General features: G+C 62.5%; 15 protein-coding genes. 10 read left to right on the top strand and 5 right to left on the bottom strand.

Features of this window, described 5'->3' with window-relative positions; all coding sequences use genetic code 11:
- Positions 1–33: 33 nt before the first annotated feature.
- The 5 genes from fliG to befA all read right to left on the bottom strand — a co-directional run bounded on the left by fliG (position 34) and on the right by befA (position 4,623).
- Positions 34–1,095 carry a flagellar motor switch protein FliG gene (fliG, locus tag CUC44_RS12810; protein WP_100860323.1) on the bottom strand — a complete coding sequence of 354 codons (1,062 nt, stop codon included), beginning with the start codon at positions 1,093–1,095 and terminating at the stop codon, positions 34–36.
- Positions 1,088–2,794, bottom strand: coding sequence for a flagellar basal-body MS-ring/collar protein FliF (gene fliF, locus CUC44_RS12805; RefSeq protein ID WP_167388894.1), 1,707 nt, complete (start codon positions 2,792–2,794; stop codon positions 1,088–1,090). Before fliF ends, fliG begins: the two co-directional genes overlap by 8 nt.
- Positions 2,795–2,860: 66 nt before the next feature.
- On the bottom strand, positions 2,861–3,178 hold the full coding sequence (gene fliE, locus CUC44_RS12800) for a flagellar hook-basal body complex protein FliE (protein WP_100860322.1): 318 nt from the start codon (positions 3,176–3,178) through the stop codon (positions 2,861–2,863).
- Between the two features lie 155 nt (positions 3,179–3,333).
- Positions 3,334–3,699 (bottom strand): hypothetical protein, encoded by a 366-nt coding sequence (locus CUC44_RS12795; RefSeq protein WP_100860321.1) that lies wholly within the window; start codon positions 3,697–3,699, stop codon positions 3,334–3,336.
- A gap of 147 nt (positions 3,700–3,846) precedes the next feature.
- The gene (gene befA, locus CUC44_RS12790) at positions 3,847–4,623 is read right to left on the bottom strand and encodes a beta cell expansion factor BefA (RefSeq protein WP_100860320.1); all 777 of its coding nucleotides are present in this window, start codon (positions 4,621–4,623) and stop codon (positions 3,847–3,849) included.
- A gap of 360 nt (positions 4,624–4,983) precedes the next feature.
- Between befA and rimO the strand changes: the two genes are divergently transcribed.
- The 10 genes from rimO to CUC44_RS12740 form a co-directional block, all read left to right on the top strand.
- Positions 4,984–6,312, top strand: a complete 1,329-nt coding sequence (gene rimO, locus CUC44_RS12785) for a 30S ribosomal protein S12 methylthiotransferase RimO (RefSeq protein ID WP_100860319.1) — start codon at positions 4,984–4,986, stop codon at positions 6,310–6,312.
- A 599-nt stretch (positions 6,313–6,911) separates the two neighbouring features.
- Positions 6,912–8,594, top strand: a complete 1,683-nt coding sequence (locus CUC44_RS12780) for an ABC transporter substrate-binding protein (protein WP_100860318.1) — start codon at positions 6,912–6,914, stop codon at positions 8,592–8,594.
- Between the two features lie 117 nt (positions 8,595–8,711).
- Positions 8,712–9,695 carry an ABC transporter permease gene (locus CUC44_RS12775; protein ID WP_100860317.1) on the top strand — a complete coding sequence of 328 codons (984 nt, stop codon included), beginning with the start codon at positions 8,712–8,714 and terminating at the stop codon, positions 9,693–9,695.
- Between the two features lies 1 nt (position 9,696).
- Positions 9,697–10,617 carry an ABC transporter permease gene (locus tag CUC44_RS12770; RefSeq protein WP_100860316.1) on the top strand — a complete coding sequence of 307 codons (921 nt, stop codon included), beginning with the start codon at positions 9,697–9,699 and terminating at the stop codon, positions 10,615–10,617.
- The gene (locus CUC44_RS12765; RefSeq protein WP_100860315.1) at positions 10,614–11,636 is read left to right on the top strand and encodes an ABC transporter ATP-binding protein; all 1,023 of its coding nucleotides are present in this window, start codon (positions 10,614–10,616) and stop codon (positions 11,634–11,636) included. Before CUC44_RS12770 ends, CUC44_RS12765 begins: the two co-directional genes overlap by 4 nt.
- Before the next feature lie 11 nt (positions 11,637–11,647).
- Entirely contained in the window at positions 11,648–12,640 is a 993-nt protein-coding gene (locus CUC44_RS12760) for an ABC transporter ATP-binding protein (protein ID WP_100860314.1), read from the top strand.
- Between the two features lie 102 nt (positions 12,641–12,742).
- Complete coding sequence (locus tag CUC44_RS12755) at positions 12,743–14,476, top strand: glycoside hydrolase family 9 protein (RefSeq protein ID WP_100860313.1); 1,734 nt, start codon at positions 12,743–12,745, stop codon at positions 14,474–14,476.
- On the top strand, positions 14,469–15,341 hold the full coding sequence (locus CUC44_RS12750) for a glucosamine kinase nucleotide-binding domain-containing protein (RefSeq protein WP_100860312.1): 873 nt from the start codon (positions 14,469–14,471) through the stop codon (positions 15,339–15,341). The genes CUC44_RS12755 and CUC44_RS12750 overlap by 8 nt, the downstream gene beginning before the upstream one ends.
- Before the next feature lie 67 nt (positions 15,342–15,408).
- Entirely contained in the window at positions 15,409–17,274 is a 1,866-nt protein-coding gene (locus tag CUC44_RS12745; RefSeq protein ID WP_100860311.1) for a beta-N-acetylhexosaminidase, read from the top strand.
- Between the two features lie 196 nt (positions 17,275–17,470).
- Positions 17,471–18,727: methyl-accepting chemotaxis protein (locus CUC44_RS12740; RefSeq protein WP_100860310.1), on the top strand; the 1,257-nt coding region annotated here is incomplete at its 3' end.

The raw sequence follows: 18,727 nt of genomic DNA, 5'->3' as shown, positions 1-18,727 counted from the left end.
TATCAAGATGTTATCGCAACGGATGGCCCGGGGTTAGAGGAACTCCTCGCCCCCACCGGCCCCCAGCATGATCTCGCCGGCATCCGCCAGACGGCGGGCGGTGGAGAGGATCTCTTTCTGGGCCGCTTCCACTTCGGAGACCCGGATTGGCCCCATGGCCTCCAGATCGTCCGCCAGCATCTCGGCGGCCCGCTTGGACATGTTCTTGAACACTTTTTCCCGCATCTGATCGTCCGAGCCCTTGAGGGCCCGTTGCAGCAGATCCCCTGGCACTTCCCGCAGCAGGGTCTGGATACCGCGATCGTCCACGTCGATCAGGTTCTCGAACACGAACATCAGATCCTGGATCTGCTGGCTCATCTCCTCGTCCGACTCGCGGATGGAGTCCATCAGCTGGCCTTCGATGTTGGTGTCCAGGTAGTTCATGATGTTGGCGGCGGCCTTGAGACCGCCCATCTTGGCGGCCTGAGCACCGGCCGCACCGGCGAACTGCTTCTCCATGATGTCGTTCAGTTCCTGCAGCGCCGCCGGTTGCACCTCTTCGAGGTTGGCGATGCGCATCACCAGATCCAGGCGCACCTGCTCCGGGAACTGGCTCAGGATCTCGGCGGACTGCTCCGGCTCCAGGTAGGACAGCACGATCGTCTGGATCTGCGGGTGTTCGTTCTGGATGATACTGGCCACCTGGCGCGCGTCCATCCACTTGAGGGAGTCGAGGCCGCGGGCACCGGATCCCAGGATTATCTGATCCACCAGGTTGCTGGCCTTGTCTTCCCCGAGCGCCGCCACCAGGGCCTTGCGCACGAAGTCTTCGCTGCCGATGCCGATGTTGGTGTATTTCTGGATGTCGTCGATAAATTGACGATGCACAGCCGCCACCCGATCGTGACTGAAGTCCGACATGGAGGCCATGGACATGCCGAGGCGCTGCACCTGCTTGGGCTCCAGATGGCGGAAGATCTGGGCTGCATCCTCCTCGTTGAGGCTCAGCATCAGCACGGCCGCCATCTCCATCCCGGCCATCTGATCCAGGATCTGGCGCTGGGTATCGGTAATCTCGTTACCGGTGACTTGGTTCTTGTTCTCTTCAGGCATCTCGGTTCGTTACCCATTCTTTAATGACCTGAGCGGCCAGATCCGGTTCATTCGCCACCAGCGCACGCACCGCCTTGAGCAAGTCTTCGTCGCGGTGCAAGTCCGGCAGTTTCAGATGCCCGTCACGCACCCCGAACACGGGTTCGGCTTCCGCTTGTGCCGCCAGCAGGCTGAGCTCGTCATCCCCACCCAGCACTATGCTGTTGTCCAGATCCAGCTCCCCTTCCGGACGCGCATCCGGGTAGAGCAGGCGCTTGAGCATGGGCCGTACCACGGTCACGATCAGCACTATGATGACCAGCACGGAGGCGGCGATGCGCACCGCACGCCAGAACCAGGGCTGCTCGTAGAGCGGGATGTCGGCAACGGCCTCGAGCTCGGGGCGGTTGAACGGGATGGCGACCACTTCCAGGGTATCCCCACGGGTCACGTCAAAGCCGAGGCCACCGCTCAGCAGACGACGCAGGGTATCGAGTTCGGCCTGGCTGCGGGCCTCTCTAGTAACGGCGCCGTCGGCGCCTGGGGTCGCCTTGTAATCCACCGCCACCGACACCGTCATGCGGCGAATGCCGCCCTGCTGGCGCCGGATGTGGCTGATGGTGCTGTCCAGTTCGAAGTTGCGGGTCGCCTCCTTGCGGGAGCGGCCACTGGATGCGGCGCTGCCATCGGCGGCGGCCGCTTCCTGGGGAATGCTGGAGGCGGCGGGGGGCTGGTTGGAGAGTGCGCCCGGCACGCCGCCATTGCTGCCACCTGCGCTGTTCTCTTCCACCGTCATCTCGGAGCGCACGGCGGGCAGGTCCGGGTTGAAGGTCTTGCGGGTCTGCTCCTGCTGGGAAAAGTCGAGGGAGAGATCCACTTCCGCCGTATAGTTGTCGGCCCCCAATACCGGGATCAGGATGGCGTCAATTTTTTGTTTGTACTCCAGCTCCTGCTTCTGCTGCATCGCAAACTCTTTGCGGGTCTGGGCAGAGAGCGGGTCCTGGGAGCCGGAATTGAGCAGGCGGCCATTCTGATCGGTCACGGTGACGCGGGTCGGCTCCAGGCCGTGCACGGCGGAAGCCACCATGTCGACGATGGAGTCCACTTCCCCCTGGCCGAGGGCGCTGCCCTTGAGGCTCAGCACCACGGTAGCGCTCGGCTTGCGCTCATTGCGGGCAAACACGTTGTCTTTGGGGATGGCCAGCAGTACCTGGGCCTTGGCCACGTTCTGGAACTGCTCGATGGCACTCGCCAGCTGACGCTCGCGGCTGAGCTTGAGGCGCTCCCCCTCCATGCGCTGGCTGACACCAAAGCTGGAGTCCTTGAGCAGGATGGATTCGCCGTCATTGCTGACGTCGCTGTTGCCGGCCAGGCCAGCCCGGGTCAGGCGCAGACGGATGTCCGCATAGTTTTCGGCACTGACCAGCACGCTCTTGCCATCCACCTGATAGGGGATCTTCTGCTGATCGAGGTAGTCGAGGGTGGAGACCAGCTCCTGGGTGTTGAAGGTGCCGAGGGGACGCATCTCCGGCTCCTTGCCCCACAGTAGGATGAAGACGGCGATGGCCAGGCAGATGGTCAGCCCCAGGATCAGGGTGATCTGGCGCAGCACATCCGTGTTGGACAGAAAGCCCAGCGCCGAGCTCTTCTGCTCGTGCTCATCGAGGGCCGCCGCCCCTTCGTTGTTGATCAGCAGGTCGCCGTTTTGATCAGTAGCCACGGATTATGTCCTTATTGCTGACATCGTCATGATGCTCGGTCGCCATGGGGCCTTGAAGTCTCTTCTTCATACCGGCATGTTCATGATGGTCTTGTAGGCATCAACCATCTTGTTGCGCACCTGCACCGTCGCCTCGAAGGCGATGGAGGATTTCTGGCCGGCGATCATCACTTCGGAGAGATCCACCGACTTGTCACCGAGATCGAACCGGGTGCGCAGGTCGTTGGCCGAGCCCTGCAATTCGTTGACGTTGCTCAGGGCCTGTTGCAGCACCTGGCCGAAATCCGAGCTGACCTGACGACCGGGCTGGCTCAGCGGCATGGCGCCCGCTTCGACCTTGAGCGCCTGCATCTCTTGCATCAGGCTGCTTGCACTTATTTCCATCTTCCATCCCCAGACAAATCATTGACGCTGACAGGCACTAAGCAATTAGGGTGCCAACCAGAGCGGGAATGCCGAAAACAGAACAGAGGGCCGCTCGGCCATGGGCCGGATGGGGTCACTTATCCATGAACCTTGGCAAGCGGCCGGTCACGGGCCTAGCCCAGCAGCAGGCGCAGGTAGCTGAGGTGCAGATCGTAGTGCTCGCCGGCGGGCAGCTTGCTCAGCACCTCGTCGTGGAGATAGTGCGCCCGGGCGCTCTGCTGCTCCGGGGCCACCAGCCCCACCTCCACCAGTTTGGCGACGATGGCCACCGCCAAGGCCTGGGTGGTCGCATCCTGCTGGCCCCAGCCAAAGCCCCCTTCATGGGCAAACAGATCTGGCCTGGGCTCGAGCGGGGCAATTTGATCCCCCCATACCCAGAAGGCCGTGGGAATACCGTCCTGCAGGCGCAGATAGATGCTCTGCCGGTCCCACTCCCGGCGCCGGGCCGCCATCACATCCTGTTCGGGCTCATGGGCCATATCCTCTCCTTGTCCTGGGACCTTGTCAGCGTGCGCCCATAAAAAAGAGGGCCTGAGGCCCTCTTTTTACTGCAAGTTTCAACATTTAAACAGACGGTATTTCAAGATGATGGAATAAAAATATCGCACCAGCGTGGCCGCGCTCCATCACTTGTTCAGATCGCCATCCAGCCAGTATTTGGAACCCGAGATGTTGGCATCGAGCAGCAGGCCCTTCTCGCCAATCTGGTAGATGGCCATGCCGCCATTGTACTTGGCGGTGAGCTCGGCGCTCTCCTTGCCCGCCACGGCGCCCACCTCGGAGGTGGCCTCCCAGCCCTGGTTGACGAAGGTATCGAAGCGGGCCTTGTCCTCAAACAGGATCACCTGCTGGTAGAACTTGCCGCCGAGCCCGGCCGCGAGGCCGGCGCCGAACATCTTCATATAGGTGTGCTTGCCGGTCTTGCGGTTGACCGCCACCCCTGAGCCCTGATTGGTGTGGATCATCAGGGAGAACTTGCGCGAATCGAACACGGCGTAGCCATATGCTTTGTCAAACAGCAGTTTGGCAGAGGATTGTTCGTTAAAAAGCCGCACCAAGGCGGTGTCTGCCATGGTGTCGAGGGCGGTGCGCGCCTCGGCCGGCGTCTTGGGCTCGAGCATGGTATCGAGCTCCTTGTCCGCCGCCGTCAACCACTTCTTACTGGTGGCCGCGCTCTCCTCGGTCCAGGCGCCTGTCTTGTTGTAGGCATCGGCTCCCCAGGTGGAGACGGATTCCCAGGTCGCCTTGGAGAAGTCCGTGATGCCCTTCCAGGCCTCCTTGCTGGTATCGCTCACGGCGGTGCCCAGCTCGGACGCCGCTTCCTTCAATTTCGCCCAGTCGGCGTGACTGGGGGTAGACGCCACCACCAGGGCGGCGGCAATCAGCCAGAGTCGGCTCTTCATGGTGTACTCCTTTTGCTCGTCAGCGGATGCTTACCCTATCAGATCCAAGCTTACTCAAAGAAGTCCTGAGCACATATCCGTTCAGCCAGCGTCAGCAATGCAGGCCCCCTGTTTTCGCGCCTATCTCCCCGCTCAGCGCGCCCCCAGCCCCTTCCCCATCCGGCGGGACAGGGGAAGGCGGACTGCCACCACAGGACGATAACTGTCATCCATGACCGCCCTTCACCGGTCTGCCGCTATCCGCCACATCGGGGCCTGTAAATAATGTTCGGCCCGACCACACCGGTTGTATAGTTTTTGGTTAGCCATTCCGGTAAAATCCGCGCCCTTATAAGAGAGCCACCTAAGAGTGATTGAGCGATGTCCAACACAAAACAGGCCCCCAAAGTAGGATTCGTCTCCTTGGGTTGCCCCAAAAACCTGGTCGATTCAGAACGCATCCTGACCCAGCTGCGTACCGAAGGGTACGACGTGGTGCCCAGCTATGACGATGCGGAACTGGTGGTGGTCAACACCTGCGGTTTCATCGACAGCGCGGTACAAGAGTCGCTGGAAGCCATCGGCGAGGCCCTGGCCGAGAATGGCAAGGTGATCGTCACCGGCTGCCTCGGCGCCAAAGAGAACCAGATCCGCGAGATCCACCCCAAGGTGCTCGAGATCACAGGTCCTCACGCCTATGAAGAGGTGCTGGGTCACGTCCACAAATACGTGGAAAAGCCGACTCACAACCCCTTCACCAGCCTGGTGCCGGCTCATGGTGTCAAGCTGACGCCCCGTCACTACGCCTATCTGAAAATTTCCGAAGGCTGCAACCACCGCTGCACCTTCTGCATCATCCCCTCCATGCGCGGGGATCTGGTGAGCCGTCCCATTGGCGAGGTACTGGCCGAGGCCAAGCGCCTGAAAGAGGCTGGCGTCAAAGAGATACTAGTGATCTCCCAGGACACCTCAGCCTACGGCGTGGACGTCAAACACCGCACCGGTTTCTACGATGGTATGCCGGTCAAGACCAGCATGGTGGCCCTGTGTGAAGAGCTGGCCAAGCTCGGCATGTGGGTGCGCCTGCACTATGTCTACCCGTATCCCCACGTGGATGACGTCATCCCCTTGATGCGCGATGGCAAGGTATTGCCCTATCTCGACATCCCGCTGCAGCACGCCAGCCCGCGCATCCTGAAACTGATGAAGCGCCCGGGCACGGTCGAGCGCACCCTGGAGCGCATCCAGAAGTGGCGCGAGATCTGCCCCGAGATCACCCTGCGCTCCACCTTCATCGTCGGCTTCCCCGGCGAGACCGAAGAAGAGTTCCAGATGCTGCTGGACTTCATCGACAAGGCGGAGCTGGATCGGGTCGGCTGCTTCAAATACAGCCCGGTCGAAGGTGCCAAGGCCAACGAGCTGCCGGACCCTGTGCCGGCAGACATCCAGGAAGAGCGTTTCCAGCGCTTCATGGAGCTGCAACAGCAGGTCTCCATCCGCAAGCTGGCCCGCAAGGTGGGTCAGGAGATGACAGTGCTGATCGACGAGGTGGACGAAGAGGGCGCCACCGGCCGCTCCTTCGCCGATGCCCCCGAGATCGACGGTCTGGTCTACCTGAACGGTGAAACCGGCCTCAAACCCGGTGACATGGTCAAGGTGCGCGTCGATGAAGCGGACGAATATGACCTCTGGGCCAGCCTGATCAACTAAGGCACACGTCTCGGGCTGCGCCATGGCGCAGCCACACAAGCCAGTCAGCCCTGCTGACTGGCTTTTTTATTGCCTCTCACTGATTGCCCCTAAAGCCCCCTGTTGCTTCCCTCGCCTTCTCTCGTTCCACCTCAGTCCCATCCGTTGATGGCTCCCCCCCTGACTGGCACTGACACCGGGCAAGAGGGACAATCACCGCCTTAGTGACCCAGCGCACAATCTCGTGGCGCTTTGCGGCCTGCTTGTTTCATGCTCAAAAAAAAGCCACTGACCAGGGGAAAAAACGAGCACGATCCAGTTCACAGTATCGTCTTTGAACTGTCATAAAGGGTGACTTGGTGCTTCCTGAGAATTAATGTAACTGTATAATTTTAAAGGCTTAAAAATACAATTTGACGATAATGACGAGGCAACTCAAGTTTTTACGATATCGACGAAATGAACAGTTGTTGTTTTCCTGTTAATTCTGCTTTTCTAAGGGCGTTGGATGACACAACTACAAGGGTGAAAAAACCCGACCAACATAGAGGGCCGGTATCCAAGCATGCGATATCGGTGCTCCATTCCAAACATGGAAGACCAATAAGAAAGGACAAAATATGCTTGCCAAAGTATCCAAAATCGCTACCTCAGTCATGCTGGGAACCCTGATGCTCGGTGCCGCCGGCACCGCCATGGCCGCCGAGAACAAAACGGTGCTGACCCTGGTTGCACAGCAGGAGACCGCATGGGTCAAGAACTTCAACCCCTTCCTGCAGGCCGGTCTGCTGCACACTACCCGTCACTTCATCTATGAGCCGCTGGTGATCTTCAACGATATGCAGGGTGGCAAACCCGTCTATCGTCTGGCCACCAACTACGCCTTCAGCGATGACCTGAAGTCCGTCACCTTCGATCTCCGTGACGGGGTCAAGTGGTCCGACGGTGAAGCTTTCACCGCCGACGACATCATCTTCTCCTTCAACCTGGTCAAGGCCAACAAGGCGCTGGATGAGCGCTCCATCTGGACTCAGATCAAGAGCATAGAGAAGCTGGGTGATCACAAGATCAAGTTCGACCTGGCCGAGATCAACACCAACGTCGTCAACGACATAGTGCTGGTCCCAATCGTGCCTGAGCACCAGTGGAAGTCCGTCAAGGATCCGGTCGCTTTCACCAACGACAAGCCGGTTGGTACCGGTCCTTTCACCGAGGTGGACAACTTCTCCGCCCAGCTCTACACCCAGTGCCGCAACCCGCACTACTGGGATAACGCCAACCTCTCCATCGACTGCATCCGCATGCCGCAGATGGCCACCAACGACCAGGTCCTGGCCGCCGTGATGAAGGGTGACGTGGACTGGTTCGGCTCCTTCGTACCGGACATCGAGCGCCTCTACGTCGGCAACGATCCGAAGAACAACAAGTACTGGTTCCCCGCCTCCGGCACAGTGGCGTTCAACGTCAACTTCCAGAGCAAGAACCCGGGCAACCACGAAGCCTTCAATGACATCAACTTCCGCCGCGCCTTCTCCATGGCGATGGACCGTCAGTCCATGGTGGACATCGCAGGCTACGGCTACCCGACCGTCAACGAATACCCGTCCGGTCTTGGCAAGGCATTCGCCTCCTGGGACAACCCGGATGTCGAGAAAAAATACGGCAAGTTCAACAAGTTCGACCTGGAAGGGGCCAAGGCCCTGCTGAAACAGGCCGGCTACAAGGACTGTGACGGCGACAAGTTCCTCGACACCCCGAGCTGCAAGAAGATCGAGTTCAAGGTGCTGGTACCGAACGGCTGGACCGACTGGGTCAATACCGTCCAGATCGGGGTTGAAGGCCTGCAGGCGCTCGGCCTGAACGCCAAGACCTCCACTCCGGAAGCCACCGTCTGGACCGAGAACCTGATCACAGGTGACTTCGACGTCGCCCTGCAGGGTTACTTCGCCGGTGCCAACCCGCACAAGTACTTCGAGACCGCCTTCCATTCGCGCAACATGGGTGAGCGCGGCAACCGCTTCGCGGCGCCCCGTTACAAGGATCCGGCACTCGACAAGCTGATCGATGACTTCACCCAGACCGCCGATGCGGCCAAGCAGAAAGAGATCATGTTTGCCATCCAGGAGCGCGTCGGGGCCAACCAGACCATCATCCCGGTGTTCAACAACCCGACCTGGTACGAATACAGCACCAAGCGCTTCAATGGCTGGTTCAGTGCCGACAACCCGGTCGCCAAGCCGCAACTGCACCCGGACACCCCGGAGCGTCTGCTGCACGTGTTGTCACTCAAGCCAAACAGCTAACCACCTCGGCCCCCTGCGGGGGGCCCTCTTCCCCGCCATGTCTTCCATCCCTCGCATCCGCCGGGGTTGGGGGAGCTTTGCCCGGCGCGGGGCAGGCTTGCAGTAAAAGGTATCACCATGGGATTTATACTGAGACGTTTCTCCTTCTATCTGGTCGCCTTCCTGGTGGCCGCCACCATCAACTTCCTGTTGCCAAGAGCCATGCCAGGGGATCCCGTCTCCGTCATGTTTGCCCGTGCTGGCGCCATGATGGAACCCGCCGCCCTGGAAGCCCTCAAAGCCACCTTCGGTTTCGTTGACGGCCCTATCGGCACCCAATTTCTCACCTATGTGAAGAGCGTCTTCACCTGGGATCTCGGCACCTCGGTGCGCTACTACCCACAGCCAGTGGCAGACGTACTCGGCCGCGCCATCGGCTGGACCCTGTTCCTGGTGGGCACCTCCACCATTCTGAGCTTCTCCATCGGCTCCATCGTCGGCATCTTCGCCGCCTGGTACCGGGGGGGACGCATGGACAGCATCCTCTCCCCGCTCACCCTGGTGATGCAGGCCATCCCCCCCGTGGTAGTGTCCCTGCTCGCCCTCTTCCTGTTCGGGGTGAGTCTAGGCTGGCTGCCCATCGGCTACGCCTACAGCCCGGAGATCAAGGCCGATTTCGGCTGGGAGCACATCAAGAGCATCATGCTGCACGCCATCATGCCGGTGGGCACCCTGGCGCTGGTGCAGGTGGGGGGCTTCCTCATCACCATGCGCAACAACATGATCAACTTGCTGGGTGAGGACTACATCACCATGGCCAAGGCCAAGGGGCTCTCCAGCAACCGGGTGATCTTCAACTACGGCGCCCGCAACGCCGTGTTGCCGAGCGTCACCGCCCTCTCCATGGCGCTCGGTTTCGTCATCGGTGGCTCCCTCATCACCGAGGTCATCTTCAACTACCCGGGGCTGGGCTTGACGCTCTATCAGGGCATACTCGCCCGCGACTACCCCCTCATCCAGGGTCAGCTGCTCATCATGACCATCACCATGCTCAGCTTCAACTTCCTGGCGGACGTGCTCTACGTCTTCCTGGATCCCCGTCTGCGTACAGGAGGCAAATAAGATGCGTATGCCGACTATTTTAAAAATCCTGCTGGGCAACAAGAAGGCCGCCTTCGGTCTCGCCATCGTGGTCACCTTCGTGCTGATGGCCCTGTTCGCCCCGCTGCTCGCCAGCAACGAGCCCACCAAACGGGTCGCCCGCCCGCACCAGCCACCCAGCATGGAGCTGGTGATGGGGTCCAACCGCATGGGTCACGATCTCTGGGCCCAGTTCACCAGCGGCGCCCGCATCTCCCTGATGGTGGGTTTCGGGGCGGGCCTGCTGGTCTGCGCCCTCGCCATCACGGTGGGCATCACGGCCGGTTATTTTGGCGGGGTGATCGATGAGTGCCTCACCTTCCTGATGAACGTGGTGCTGGTGATCCCGAACCTGCCGTTATTACTGGTGCTCGCGAGCTTTATCGGGGAGGCGTCACCGACGGTGATTGCCCTCATCATAGGCTTTACCTCCTGGGCCTACGGCGCTCGGGTGATCCGTGCCCAGACCCTGGCGCTGCGGGAGAAGGAGTTCGTCATCGCCGCCGAGGTACTGGGTGAGCCGGCCTGGCGCATCATCCTGGTGGAGATACTGCCAAACCTCATCTCCATCATAGGGGTGAGCTTCATCGGCTCCATCATCTACGCCATCGTCACCGAGGCGACCTTGGAGTTCCTGGGGCTCGGCGATCCGACCGTGGTCAGCTGGGGCATCATGCTCTACAACGCCCAGACCTCGAGCGCCATCCTGGTGGGCGCCTGGTGGGAGATCTTGGCCCCCTGCTTCGCCATCGCCACCCTGGGCGCCGGCCTTGCCATGCTCAACTTCGCCATCGACGAGATAGCCAACCCCCAGCTGCGCTCTCACAAGGGCCTGAATCGCTGGAAGAAACTCGCCGCCCCCGTCACCACGCCGATGCCAGCCGTACAGGAGAAGACAGCATGACCTCGCAACAACCCCTGCTGTCGGTGCGCCAGCTCTGCGTCGACTACATCACAGAGAGCGGCGACGTGCGCGCCGTCAACTCGGTCAGCTTTGACATCATGCCGGGGGAGGTATTCGGCCTCGCCGGCGAGTCCGGCTGTGGCAAGTCCACGGTCGCCTTCTCGGTGGCCCGGCTGCACAAGCCGCCCGCCTACATCAGCGGCGGCGAGATCCTGTTCAAGGGCGAGAACATTCTGCATTTTGACGACGAGCGGCTGCGCAGCTACCGCTGGCGTCAGGCGAGCGTGGTGTTCCAGTCCGCCATGAATGCACTCAACCCTGTGCTTCGCATGGAGGAGCAGTTCTGCGACGTGCTGCTGGCCCACAACCCGGGGCTGACCCGCTACGAGGCCATCAAGCGCGCCCAGGAGCTGCTGGAAATCGTCGACATTCACCCAAGCCGGCTCAAGGATTACCCGCACCAGTTCTCCGGCGGCATGCGTCAGCGGCTGGTGATCGCCATCGCCATGGCCCTCAACCCTGAGCTGCTGATCATGGACGAGCCCACCACGGCGCTGGACGTGGTGGTGCAGCGGGAGATCCTGCAGAAGGTTTATGCGCTCAAGGAGAAGTTCAACTTCTCCATCCTGTTCATCACCCACGATCTCTCGCTCATGGTCGAGTTCTGCGATCGCATCGGCATCATGTACGCCGGTGAACTGGTGGAAGTGGCGCCGTCCAAGTCGATCCTGACCGCGCCCCTGCACCCCTACACCCGGGGGCTCGGTAACTCCTTCCCTCCCCTGCACGGCCCGAAAACCGTGCTGGAGGGGATCCCCGGCACCCCGCTCAACCTGCTGGAGGTGCCGGTCGGCTGCCGCTTCCAGGCCCGCTGCGCCAAGGTGCATAGCCGCTGCCGTCAGGAATACACTCGACTGGCCGAGATCCGGCCGGGACAACAGACTGCCTGCCATCTCTACGAGGTGGCGGAGCAACAACCGGATCTTCCGATCTATCTGGACAAGGCCGCTGGCTGTTAAGGATGTCTGTCATGCAAATCGCCCAAACCGATGCGCCCATCATCGAGGTCCAGCATCTCTACAAGGACTTCCCCGTCAACTCCAATGCCATCAAGAGTGGCAAGATGCGGGCCCTGTCCGACATCACCTTCAACCTGCACCGGGGCCGCGCCCTGGCGGTGGTGGGTGAGTCGGGATCTGGCAAGAGCACCATCGCCAAGATCATCGCCAAGATGTACAAGCTCTCCAACGGTCGCATCCTCTATCGCGGCCGGGATCTGGAGGAGTTCAACAAGGGCACGGCTCTGCTCGACTACCGCCAGAGCGTGCAGATGGTGTGGCAAGACCCGTTCGGTTCACTCAACCCGACCCACACCATCTACCACCACATCGCCCGTCCCCTTCTGCTGCACAGCAAGGTGCTCGACAAGAAAGACCTGCCTGAGATGGTCTACACATTGCTGGAGAAGGTGGGGCTGACCCCGGCCAAGGCGACCGCGGCCAAGTACCCGCACCAGCTCTCCGGCGGCCAGCGCCAGCGGGTCAATATCGCCCGCAACCTGGCGGTGGAGGCGGAAGTGGTGCTGGCGGACGAGCCCACCTCCATGCTCGACGTCTCCATTCGCATCGGCATCCTCAACCTGATGGAGCAGATGAAGAACGAGCTCGGCGTCTCCATGCTCTACATCACCCACGACATCGCCACCGCCCGCTATGTGGCGGAGGATCTCGCGGTCATGTACGTGGGCCACATGGTGGAGTGGGGCGAGGTGGACGAGATCCTGCACCACCCCCAGCACCCCTACACCCAGCTGCTCATCTCGGCGGTGCCGGATCCGGAGAAGAGCATCCATGCCGAGCTGGAGGGAGGCCGCAAGGGAGAGATACCCCTGTGGACCCCGGAGTCACGCGGCTGCCCGTTCGCCGGTCGCTGCCACCAGGTCATGGCCCGCTGCAAGGAGAGCCTGCCACCGGTGACCAAACTCGCCGACAACCACTTCGTGCGCTGCTACCTGCACGAATAAGCGACGCAGCCAGGCTTAGCACCGGCTGCCCACCGCATTTCACTCAGGGCCTCCTCGCGAGGCCCCTTCATTGCCTCACCCAGACAAGGGAGTAAGCGCTTGATGGAACTCTTGATCAATCAGGTGGGTTACGATTGTGACGGACACAAGGTGGCCCTGCTGCAAGGCGCCCCCCATACCGAGCTCAGCGGTCAGCTCAGGCTGATCCGACTGGCGGATGGCCAGATCCTGTTCGAGACCCCATTGCAGGCCGCCGGCCAGGTGCCGGGTTGGCAGGGCCGCGCCTTCTGGCGCGCCGACTTCAGCGCCTTCAGGGAGCCGGGTCACTATCGGCTGGAGGCCATCACCACCACGGGCGCCGCCGAGCCCCCCGCCATCACCCGCTCCGCCCGCTTCGCCATCGGCACCGATCTGCTGAGTCGCACCTGCCTCTCCGATGTGGTGCACTACTTCAAGGGTCAGCGCACCAGCGGCGCCTTCGAGCGTGCCGACCGCAATGCCCGCCTCCATGGCAGCGACCAGCGGCGGGACGTGCGCGGTGGCTGGTTCGATGCCAGCGGCGACATGAGCAAGTACTTGAGCCACCTCTCCTATGCGAACTATCTCAATCCCCAGCAGACCCCCATGGTGGTCTGGGCCCTGCTCAAGTGCCGGGAGCTGCTCGCCACGCGCACCGACATCGACGGCCTGAACCTGTGCAAGCGGCTCAATGACGAGGCGCTGCACGGGGCCGACTTCCTCTGCCGGATGCAAGACGAGAGCGGCTTCTTCTACATGACCCTGTTCGACAAGTGGAGCAAGGATCCCGAGCAGCGCGAACTGTGCGCCTACGCCACCCAGCAGGGGCTCAAGTCCAGCAACTGGCAGGCGGGGTTCAGGCAGGGAGGGGGTCTCGCCATCGCCGCCCTGGCCCGCGCCGCCCGCGAATCCACCACAGGTGATTTCGATGCCAGCCGCTATGCCGAGGCCGCCAGCAGCGGCTATCTGCACCTGCGCGAGCACAACCTCGCCTACCTGGACGATGGCTGCGAGAACATCATAGATGACTACTGCGCCCTGCTGGCCGCAGTCGAGCTGACCCGCACCCTGGGTCAGGGCTGGCTTGGGGAAGCCAGAGACAGGGCAGGCAAGCTGTGCCAGCGCCAGCAGGCCCACCCTGAGCTCGGCCATTACTGGGGCGCCAATGATGATGGCTCGCGCCCCTACTATCACGCCGCCGAGGCGGGCCTGCCGGTGTTGGCGCTGATCGAATACCTGGCCATAGAGCCCGATCAGGAACGCAAGGCCAGGGTGAAGACAGTGGTACAGCAGGCGCTCGCCGCCGAGCTGGCGCTGACCGCCCAGGCGGGCAACCCCTTCGCCCTCGCCCGCCAGTTTGTGAAAGGGGTGGACGAGGCCCCCAGGGTGAGCTTCTTTATGCCCCACAACAACGAATCCGGCTACTGGTGGCAGGGAGAGAATGCTCGCCTGGCCTCCCTGGCCGCCATGACATTTTCCGCTGCAAAGCTGCTGCCCCAGCAGCGCAAACCCCTACTGGCCTTCGGCCAGCGTCAGCTCGACTGGATTTTGGGGCAAAACCCCTTCAATGCCTGCATGCTGGCGGGCCATGGCATCAACAACCCGAGCTACACCGCCGGCTACCCCAACGCCCTTGGCGGGATCTGCAACGGCATCACAGCCGGTTTCGATGACGAGGCCGATGTGGCTTTCATTCCCGAGCAGTACAAGGAGAGGCTGGATCAGAACTGGCGCTGGGGGGAGCAGTGGATCCCCCACGCCGCCTGGTTTGCCCTGGCCATCTGCTGGCAGAGCACCCTCGGAGGCAAGCATGATTGAGTACTGGGTTGGCGTGGACGGGGGCGGTACCCATACCCGGGCTCGCATCCGCGATCGATCAGGCAAGCTGCTGGGCGAGGGCCGGGCGGCGGGATCCAATCTGGAGCTAGGCATTCCCCTCGCCCATCGCCACGTGCTGACCGCCATCGAGCTGGCCCGTACCGAGGCGGGTCTGGGCAAGGAGGTGGAGCAGCAGATGGGGGTCGGGCTGGCGCTCGCCTCCGCCGAGCTAGCCGACTGCTACCATGCCCTGCTGGCCATGCCCTTCCCGTTCGCGAGCGTGCGGCTCACCTCCGATGCCTTCGGTGCCTGCCTCGGCGCCTTCGGTGGTCAGGAGGGGGCCATCCTCATCGCCGGTACCGGCTCGGCCGGCCTCATCTATCAGGAGGATCGGCTGCGCACCTGCTCAGGTCGCGGCTTCCCCATCTCGGATCTTGGCAGCGGCGCCTGGCTCGGGCTACGCGCCCTGCAGCAGGCCCTGCTCTGCCACGACGGCATACTGCCCCCCAGCCTGCTCGCGGTGCGCCTGCTGGATCACTTCAAGCGGGATCAGGCCGAGGTGGTGCGCTGGGCGGCCAAGGCCATCCCGGCGGACTATGGTCGCTTCGCACCCTGGGTGTTCGATGCCGCCAGCGACGGGGACGAGCTCGCCTGCCAGCTGCTGGATGAGACCTGCGCCCAGTTGCAGACCCTGCTGGAGGGGATGCAGCAGCTTGGGGCCCGCCGGATTGCCCTGCTCGGCGGGATCGGCACCCGACTCGCCCCCCGATTGGCCCATCTCAACCTGGTTTCGCCCACCGCCGATGCCCTGGAAGGGGCCATCCTGTTCGCCAAATCGGAAGCATTCCCATGCCTGTATCCCTGAACCCTGTCCACGCCGAGCCGTATGCGGGAGAGGATCCCATCCTGTTCACCCCATCAGAGGAATATCCATGTCCACACCCCTGATCCATACCCAAGTTGACCGACGTGACGGTGATGATGTCTGGTTCCGTTTCACCCTGAGCCAGTTACCGGCCACCCCCTGGAAGCTGCACTTCTGCCTGGCTCGTCATATAGACCCGGCCTCGGTCGAGGGCGGCGAACTGGAGCGCCAGAGCGGCAGCTACAAGGTGCTGGTCCCCTCGGCTGGCGCCAGCGAGCTGCGTTTTTGCTGCCGCAACACCCCCATCAAGCGCCTCTCGGACTTGCCCCAGGGCTTCTTCCTGAGCCTGGCTGACGCCACCACGGGCCCCCAGCTGCTGCCGGTGACCCTGGTGAGTCAGGAGCTGGGGTTGCCAGCACAAGCGCCCTCGCCCCCCGAGCTGCCCGAGGTGGAGCCGGCCAACGGCATAGTGCCCCACCCCGCCCACCTGCTGCTGCCCGAGGGCAACTTCCGGCTGGCGGAGCGGGCCCATGTCAGCGGCCCTGTCTCCCTCGGCCCCCTGCTGGCTCATTTCAACGAGCTGACTGGCCTCGCGCTGGCGCAGGATCACGACGCCGAGATCCACCTCATCGAGGCGCCCCTCGCCCCCGAGGCTTATCAACTCTCCATCAGCCCCAGGGAGATCCGCATTCAGGCGGCGGGCGAGGCTGGCTGGCGCCATGGCCTGATCAGCCTGGCCCAGTGGGCGCTGCAGCACGGTGAGAGCCTACCCTGCCTCGAGCTGACGGATGCGCCGCGCTTCGGTTTTCGCGGCATCTTCCTCGACTGCGCCCGTCACTTCCATTCGATTGCCACCATCAAGCGCCTGCTCAAGCAGATGAGCCTCTACAAGTTCAACCGCTTCCATTGGCACCTGACCGATGACGAAGGCTGGCGTCTCGAGATCCGGGCCTTCCCCCAGCTGACCGAGACGGGGGCTTGGCGCGGTCATGGCCTGGCGGTCGGTCCCCAGCTCAGCGGTGGCGCCGAGCCCTACGGCGGTTATTACACCCAGAGCGAGGTGCGCGAGCTGGTGGCTTACGCCGCCGGCCTTGGCATCAGCGTCATTCCGGAGATAGACATCCCGGGTCACTGCCACGCGGCCATCAAGGCGCTGCCGGCGCTGCTGCGGGAAGAGGCGGATCACTCCCGCTACCTGTCGGTGCAATATTTTGACGACAACGTGCTCAACCCGGCGCTGCCCGGCACCTACGAGTTCCTGAACAAGGTGATGGACGAGGTGTGCGAGCTGTTCCCGGGGGAACAGGTGCACATGGGAGGGGACGAGGTGCCGACCGGCGTCTGGACCGACAGCCCCGCCTGCCAGCAGCTGATGCAGCAACAGGGCTATCAGGATTGCCGCGAGCTGCAGGGTCACCTGCTGCGCCACTGCCAGCAATACTTGGCGGCCAGGGGCAAGAAGATGCTGGGCTGGGAGGAGATTTTGCACGGAGACAAGGTGAGCCGGGATGCCACCATCTTCGCCTGGACCCACTTCCAGGCCGGGCTGGACGCCGCGACCTCGGGCTATCCCGTGGTGATGGCACCGGCCCAGCAGCTCTATCTGGATCAGGCCTACAACCAGGACGTCAACGAGCCAGGCCTCTATTGGGCCGGCCCCGTCAGCCTGGAGCAGGTCTACGCCTGTGACCCTGCCCCCCTCGATTTCCATGCCAACGATAACATCCTGGGGGTGCTGAGCCCCTTATGGTCGGAACTGGTGACCTCTCGTGACCGTCTCGACTATATGTTGTTCCCGCGCCTGCTGGCCACGGCCGAGGTGGCCTGGAGTGCCCCCGCCCGCAAGGAGTGGGCGCACTTCGCCGCCCGCCTGCCCGGTCAGCTGCAGATCCTCGATCAGTTGCAGGTGCGTTATCGGGTGCCACAGAGGTAGTGTTATCTTTTTCTTTTCGGCGACCTTTTGGTCGCCATTTTTTTACCACCAATCAACAAAAACCCAACCTAAGCCCTACTTTTACTCCGTCTTTGTTGGCAAAATAGGGCCCGAGATGAAACCTATCAGGCACTCGGTCAGGTTTTCATCCTCTCCATCACAATAACAACCAGCATGAACATCGGAGCTTATCCTTATGGCCCGCAGAGACGTCCAGACACTGGACAGCGAAGTGGAGTTTCCTGCCGACGTACAACTCGTGTCGACCACGGACTTGCGCGGCGTCATCACCTACGCCAACCCTGCCTTCTGCCGCATCGCCGGCTATCGGGCCGATGAGCTGGTCGGTCAGAATCACAACCTGGTGCGTCATCCCGACATGCCCAAGGCCGCCTTCGCCGACCTCTGGGATCGCCTCAAGGAGGGCAATCCCTGGCGCGGCGTGGTCAAGAACCGCTGCAAGGATGGCCGCTACTACTGGGTCGATGCCTATGTGACCCCCATCTACGAGCAGGGCCAGATCAGCGGCTACCAGTCGGTGCGCTGCAAGCCCGAGCCTCAGCTCAAGCAGGTGGCGAGCCAGGCCTATCAGTCCCTGCTCAAGGCCGAGCGGGGGGAAACCCGCAAGCTCCCCTCCCTGCGCCCCTTCAGGCCTGCGCTGCTCGGCGGGCTGCTGCTGGGGCTGCTCGGCTGGGCCGCCTTCTCCCAAGGCATCATCACGGCGCTGCTGATGCTGCTGCCCCTGCTGCTCATCACGGCCGCCTACTGGCGCGAGCTCATCTCCTTGCCGCGCTATCTCAGGCAGCTCGGCCAGCAATATGACAGCCTGACCCGGCTGGTCTACTCGGGGGATGCGCCGGGCGCCATCGCCGATTTCCACTTGAAGATGCTGCAGGCCCGCATCCGCACCGTGCTCGGGCGGGTCAACGACGCCACCCATCCCTTGCAGACCCTGGCGACCGATCTGAAAGCGTCATCTCATCAGGCTTTCCTCGACATCAACGAACAGGATGCCCAGACCCAGCAGATGGCCGCCGCCATGACCCAGATGGCCAGCACGGCCCATGAGATAGCGCGCAACATCCAGGACACCAACGGTCAGGTGACAGAGGCGCGCAGCAGTTGCCAGCACACGGTACAACAGTTGGATCAGACAGAGCAGCAGATGGAGCTGCTGGCCAGACAGGCGGAGCAGGCCTTCCACTCCGCGGTGGAGCTCGCCAGCGAGTCCGAGCGGATCGGCAGCGTCATGGGGGAAATTCAGGGCATCGCCGAGCAGACCAATCTGCTGGCGCTGAACGCCGCCATCGAGGCGGCCCGGGCCGGCGAGCAGGGCCGTGGCTTTGCCGTGGTGGCGGACGAGGTGCGGGTGCTGTCGCGCCGCACCCACGCCTCCACTGCCGAGCTCCAGCAGATGATCGAGACACTGCAGCAGCCCACCCCACGCGCCGTC

The organism is Aeromonas lusitana, assembly GCF_002812985.1.
GTDB classification, from domain to species: Bacteria; Pseudomonadota; Gammaproteobacteria; order Enterobacterales; family Aeromonadaceae; genus Aeromonas; species Aeromonas lusitana.
This window is presented reverse-complemented; position numbering and strand designations above follow the sequence as displayed.

Coding starts and splice junctions, on each gene's coding strand:
- fliG (WP_100860323.1), bottom strand. CDS start 1,095: ATGCCTGAAGAGAACAAGAACCAAGTCACCGGTAACGAGATTACCGAT.
- fliE (WP_100860322.1), bottom strand. CDS start 3,178: ATGGAAATAAGTGCAAGCAGCCTGATGCAAGAGATGCAGGCGCTCAAG.
- CUC44_RS12795 (WP_100860321.1), bottom strand. CDS start 3,699: ATGGCCCATGAGCCCGAACAGGATGTGATGGCGGCCCGGCGCCGGGAG.
- befA (WP_100860320.1), bottom strand. CDS start 4,623: ATGAAGAGCCGACTCTGGCTGATTGCCGCCGCCCTGGTGGTGGCGTCT.
- rimO (WP_100860319.1), top strand. CDS start 4,984: ATGTCCAACACAAAACAGGCCCCCAAAGTAGGATTCGTCTCCTTGGGT.
- CUC44_RS12780 (WP_100860318.1), top strand. CDS start 6,912: ATGCTTGCCAAAGTATCCAAAATCGCTACCTCAGTCATGCTGGGAACC.
- CUC44_RS12775 (WP_100860317.1), top strand. CDS start 8,712: ATGGGATTTATACTGAGACGTTTCTCCTTCTATCTGGTCGCCTTCCTG.
- CUC44_RS12770 (WP_100860316.1), top strand. CDS start 9,697: ATGCGTATGCCGACTATTTTAAAAATCCTGCTGGGCAACAAGAAGGCC.
- CUC44_RS12765 (WP_100860315.1), top strand. CDS start 10,614: ATGACCTCGCAACAACCCCTGCTGTCGGTGCGCCAGCTCTGCGTCGAC.
- CUC44_RS12760 (WP_100860314.1), top strand. CDS start 11,648: ATGCAAATCGCCCAAACCGATGCGCCCATCATCGAGGTCCAGCATCTC.
- CUC44_RS12755 (WP_100860313.1), top strand. CDS start 12,743: ATGGAACTCTTGATCAATCAGGTGGGTTACGATTGTGACGGACACAAG.
- CUC44_RS12750 (WP_100860312.1), top strand. CDS start 14,469: ATGATTGAGTACTGGGTTGGCGTGGACGGGGGCGGTACCCATACCCGG.
- CUC44_RS12745 (WP_100860311.1), top strand. CDS start 15,409: ATGTCCACACCCCTGATCCATACCCAAGTTGACCGACGTGACGGTGAT.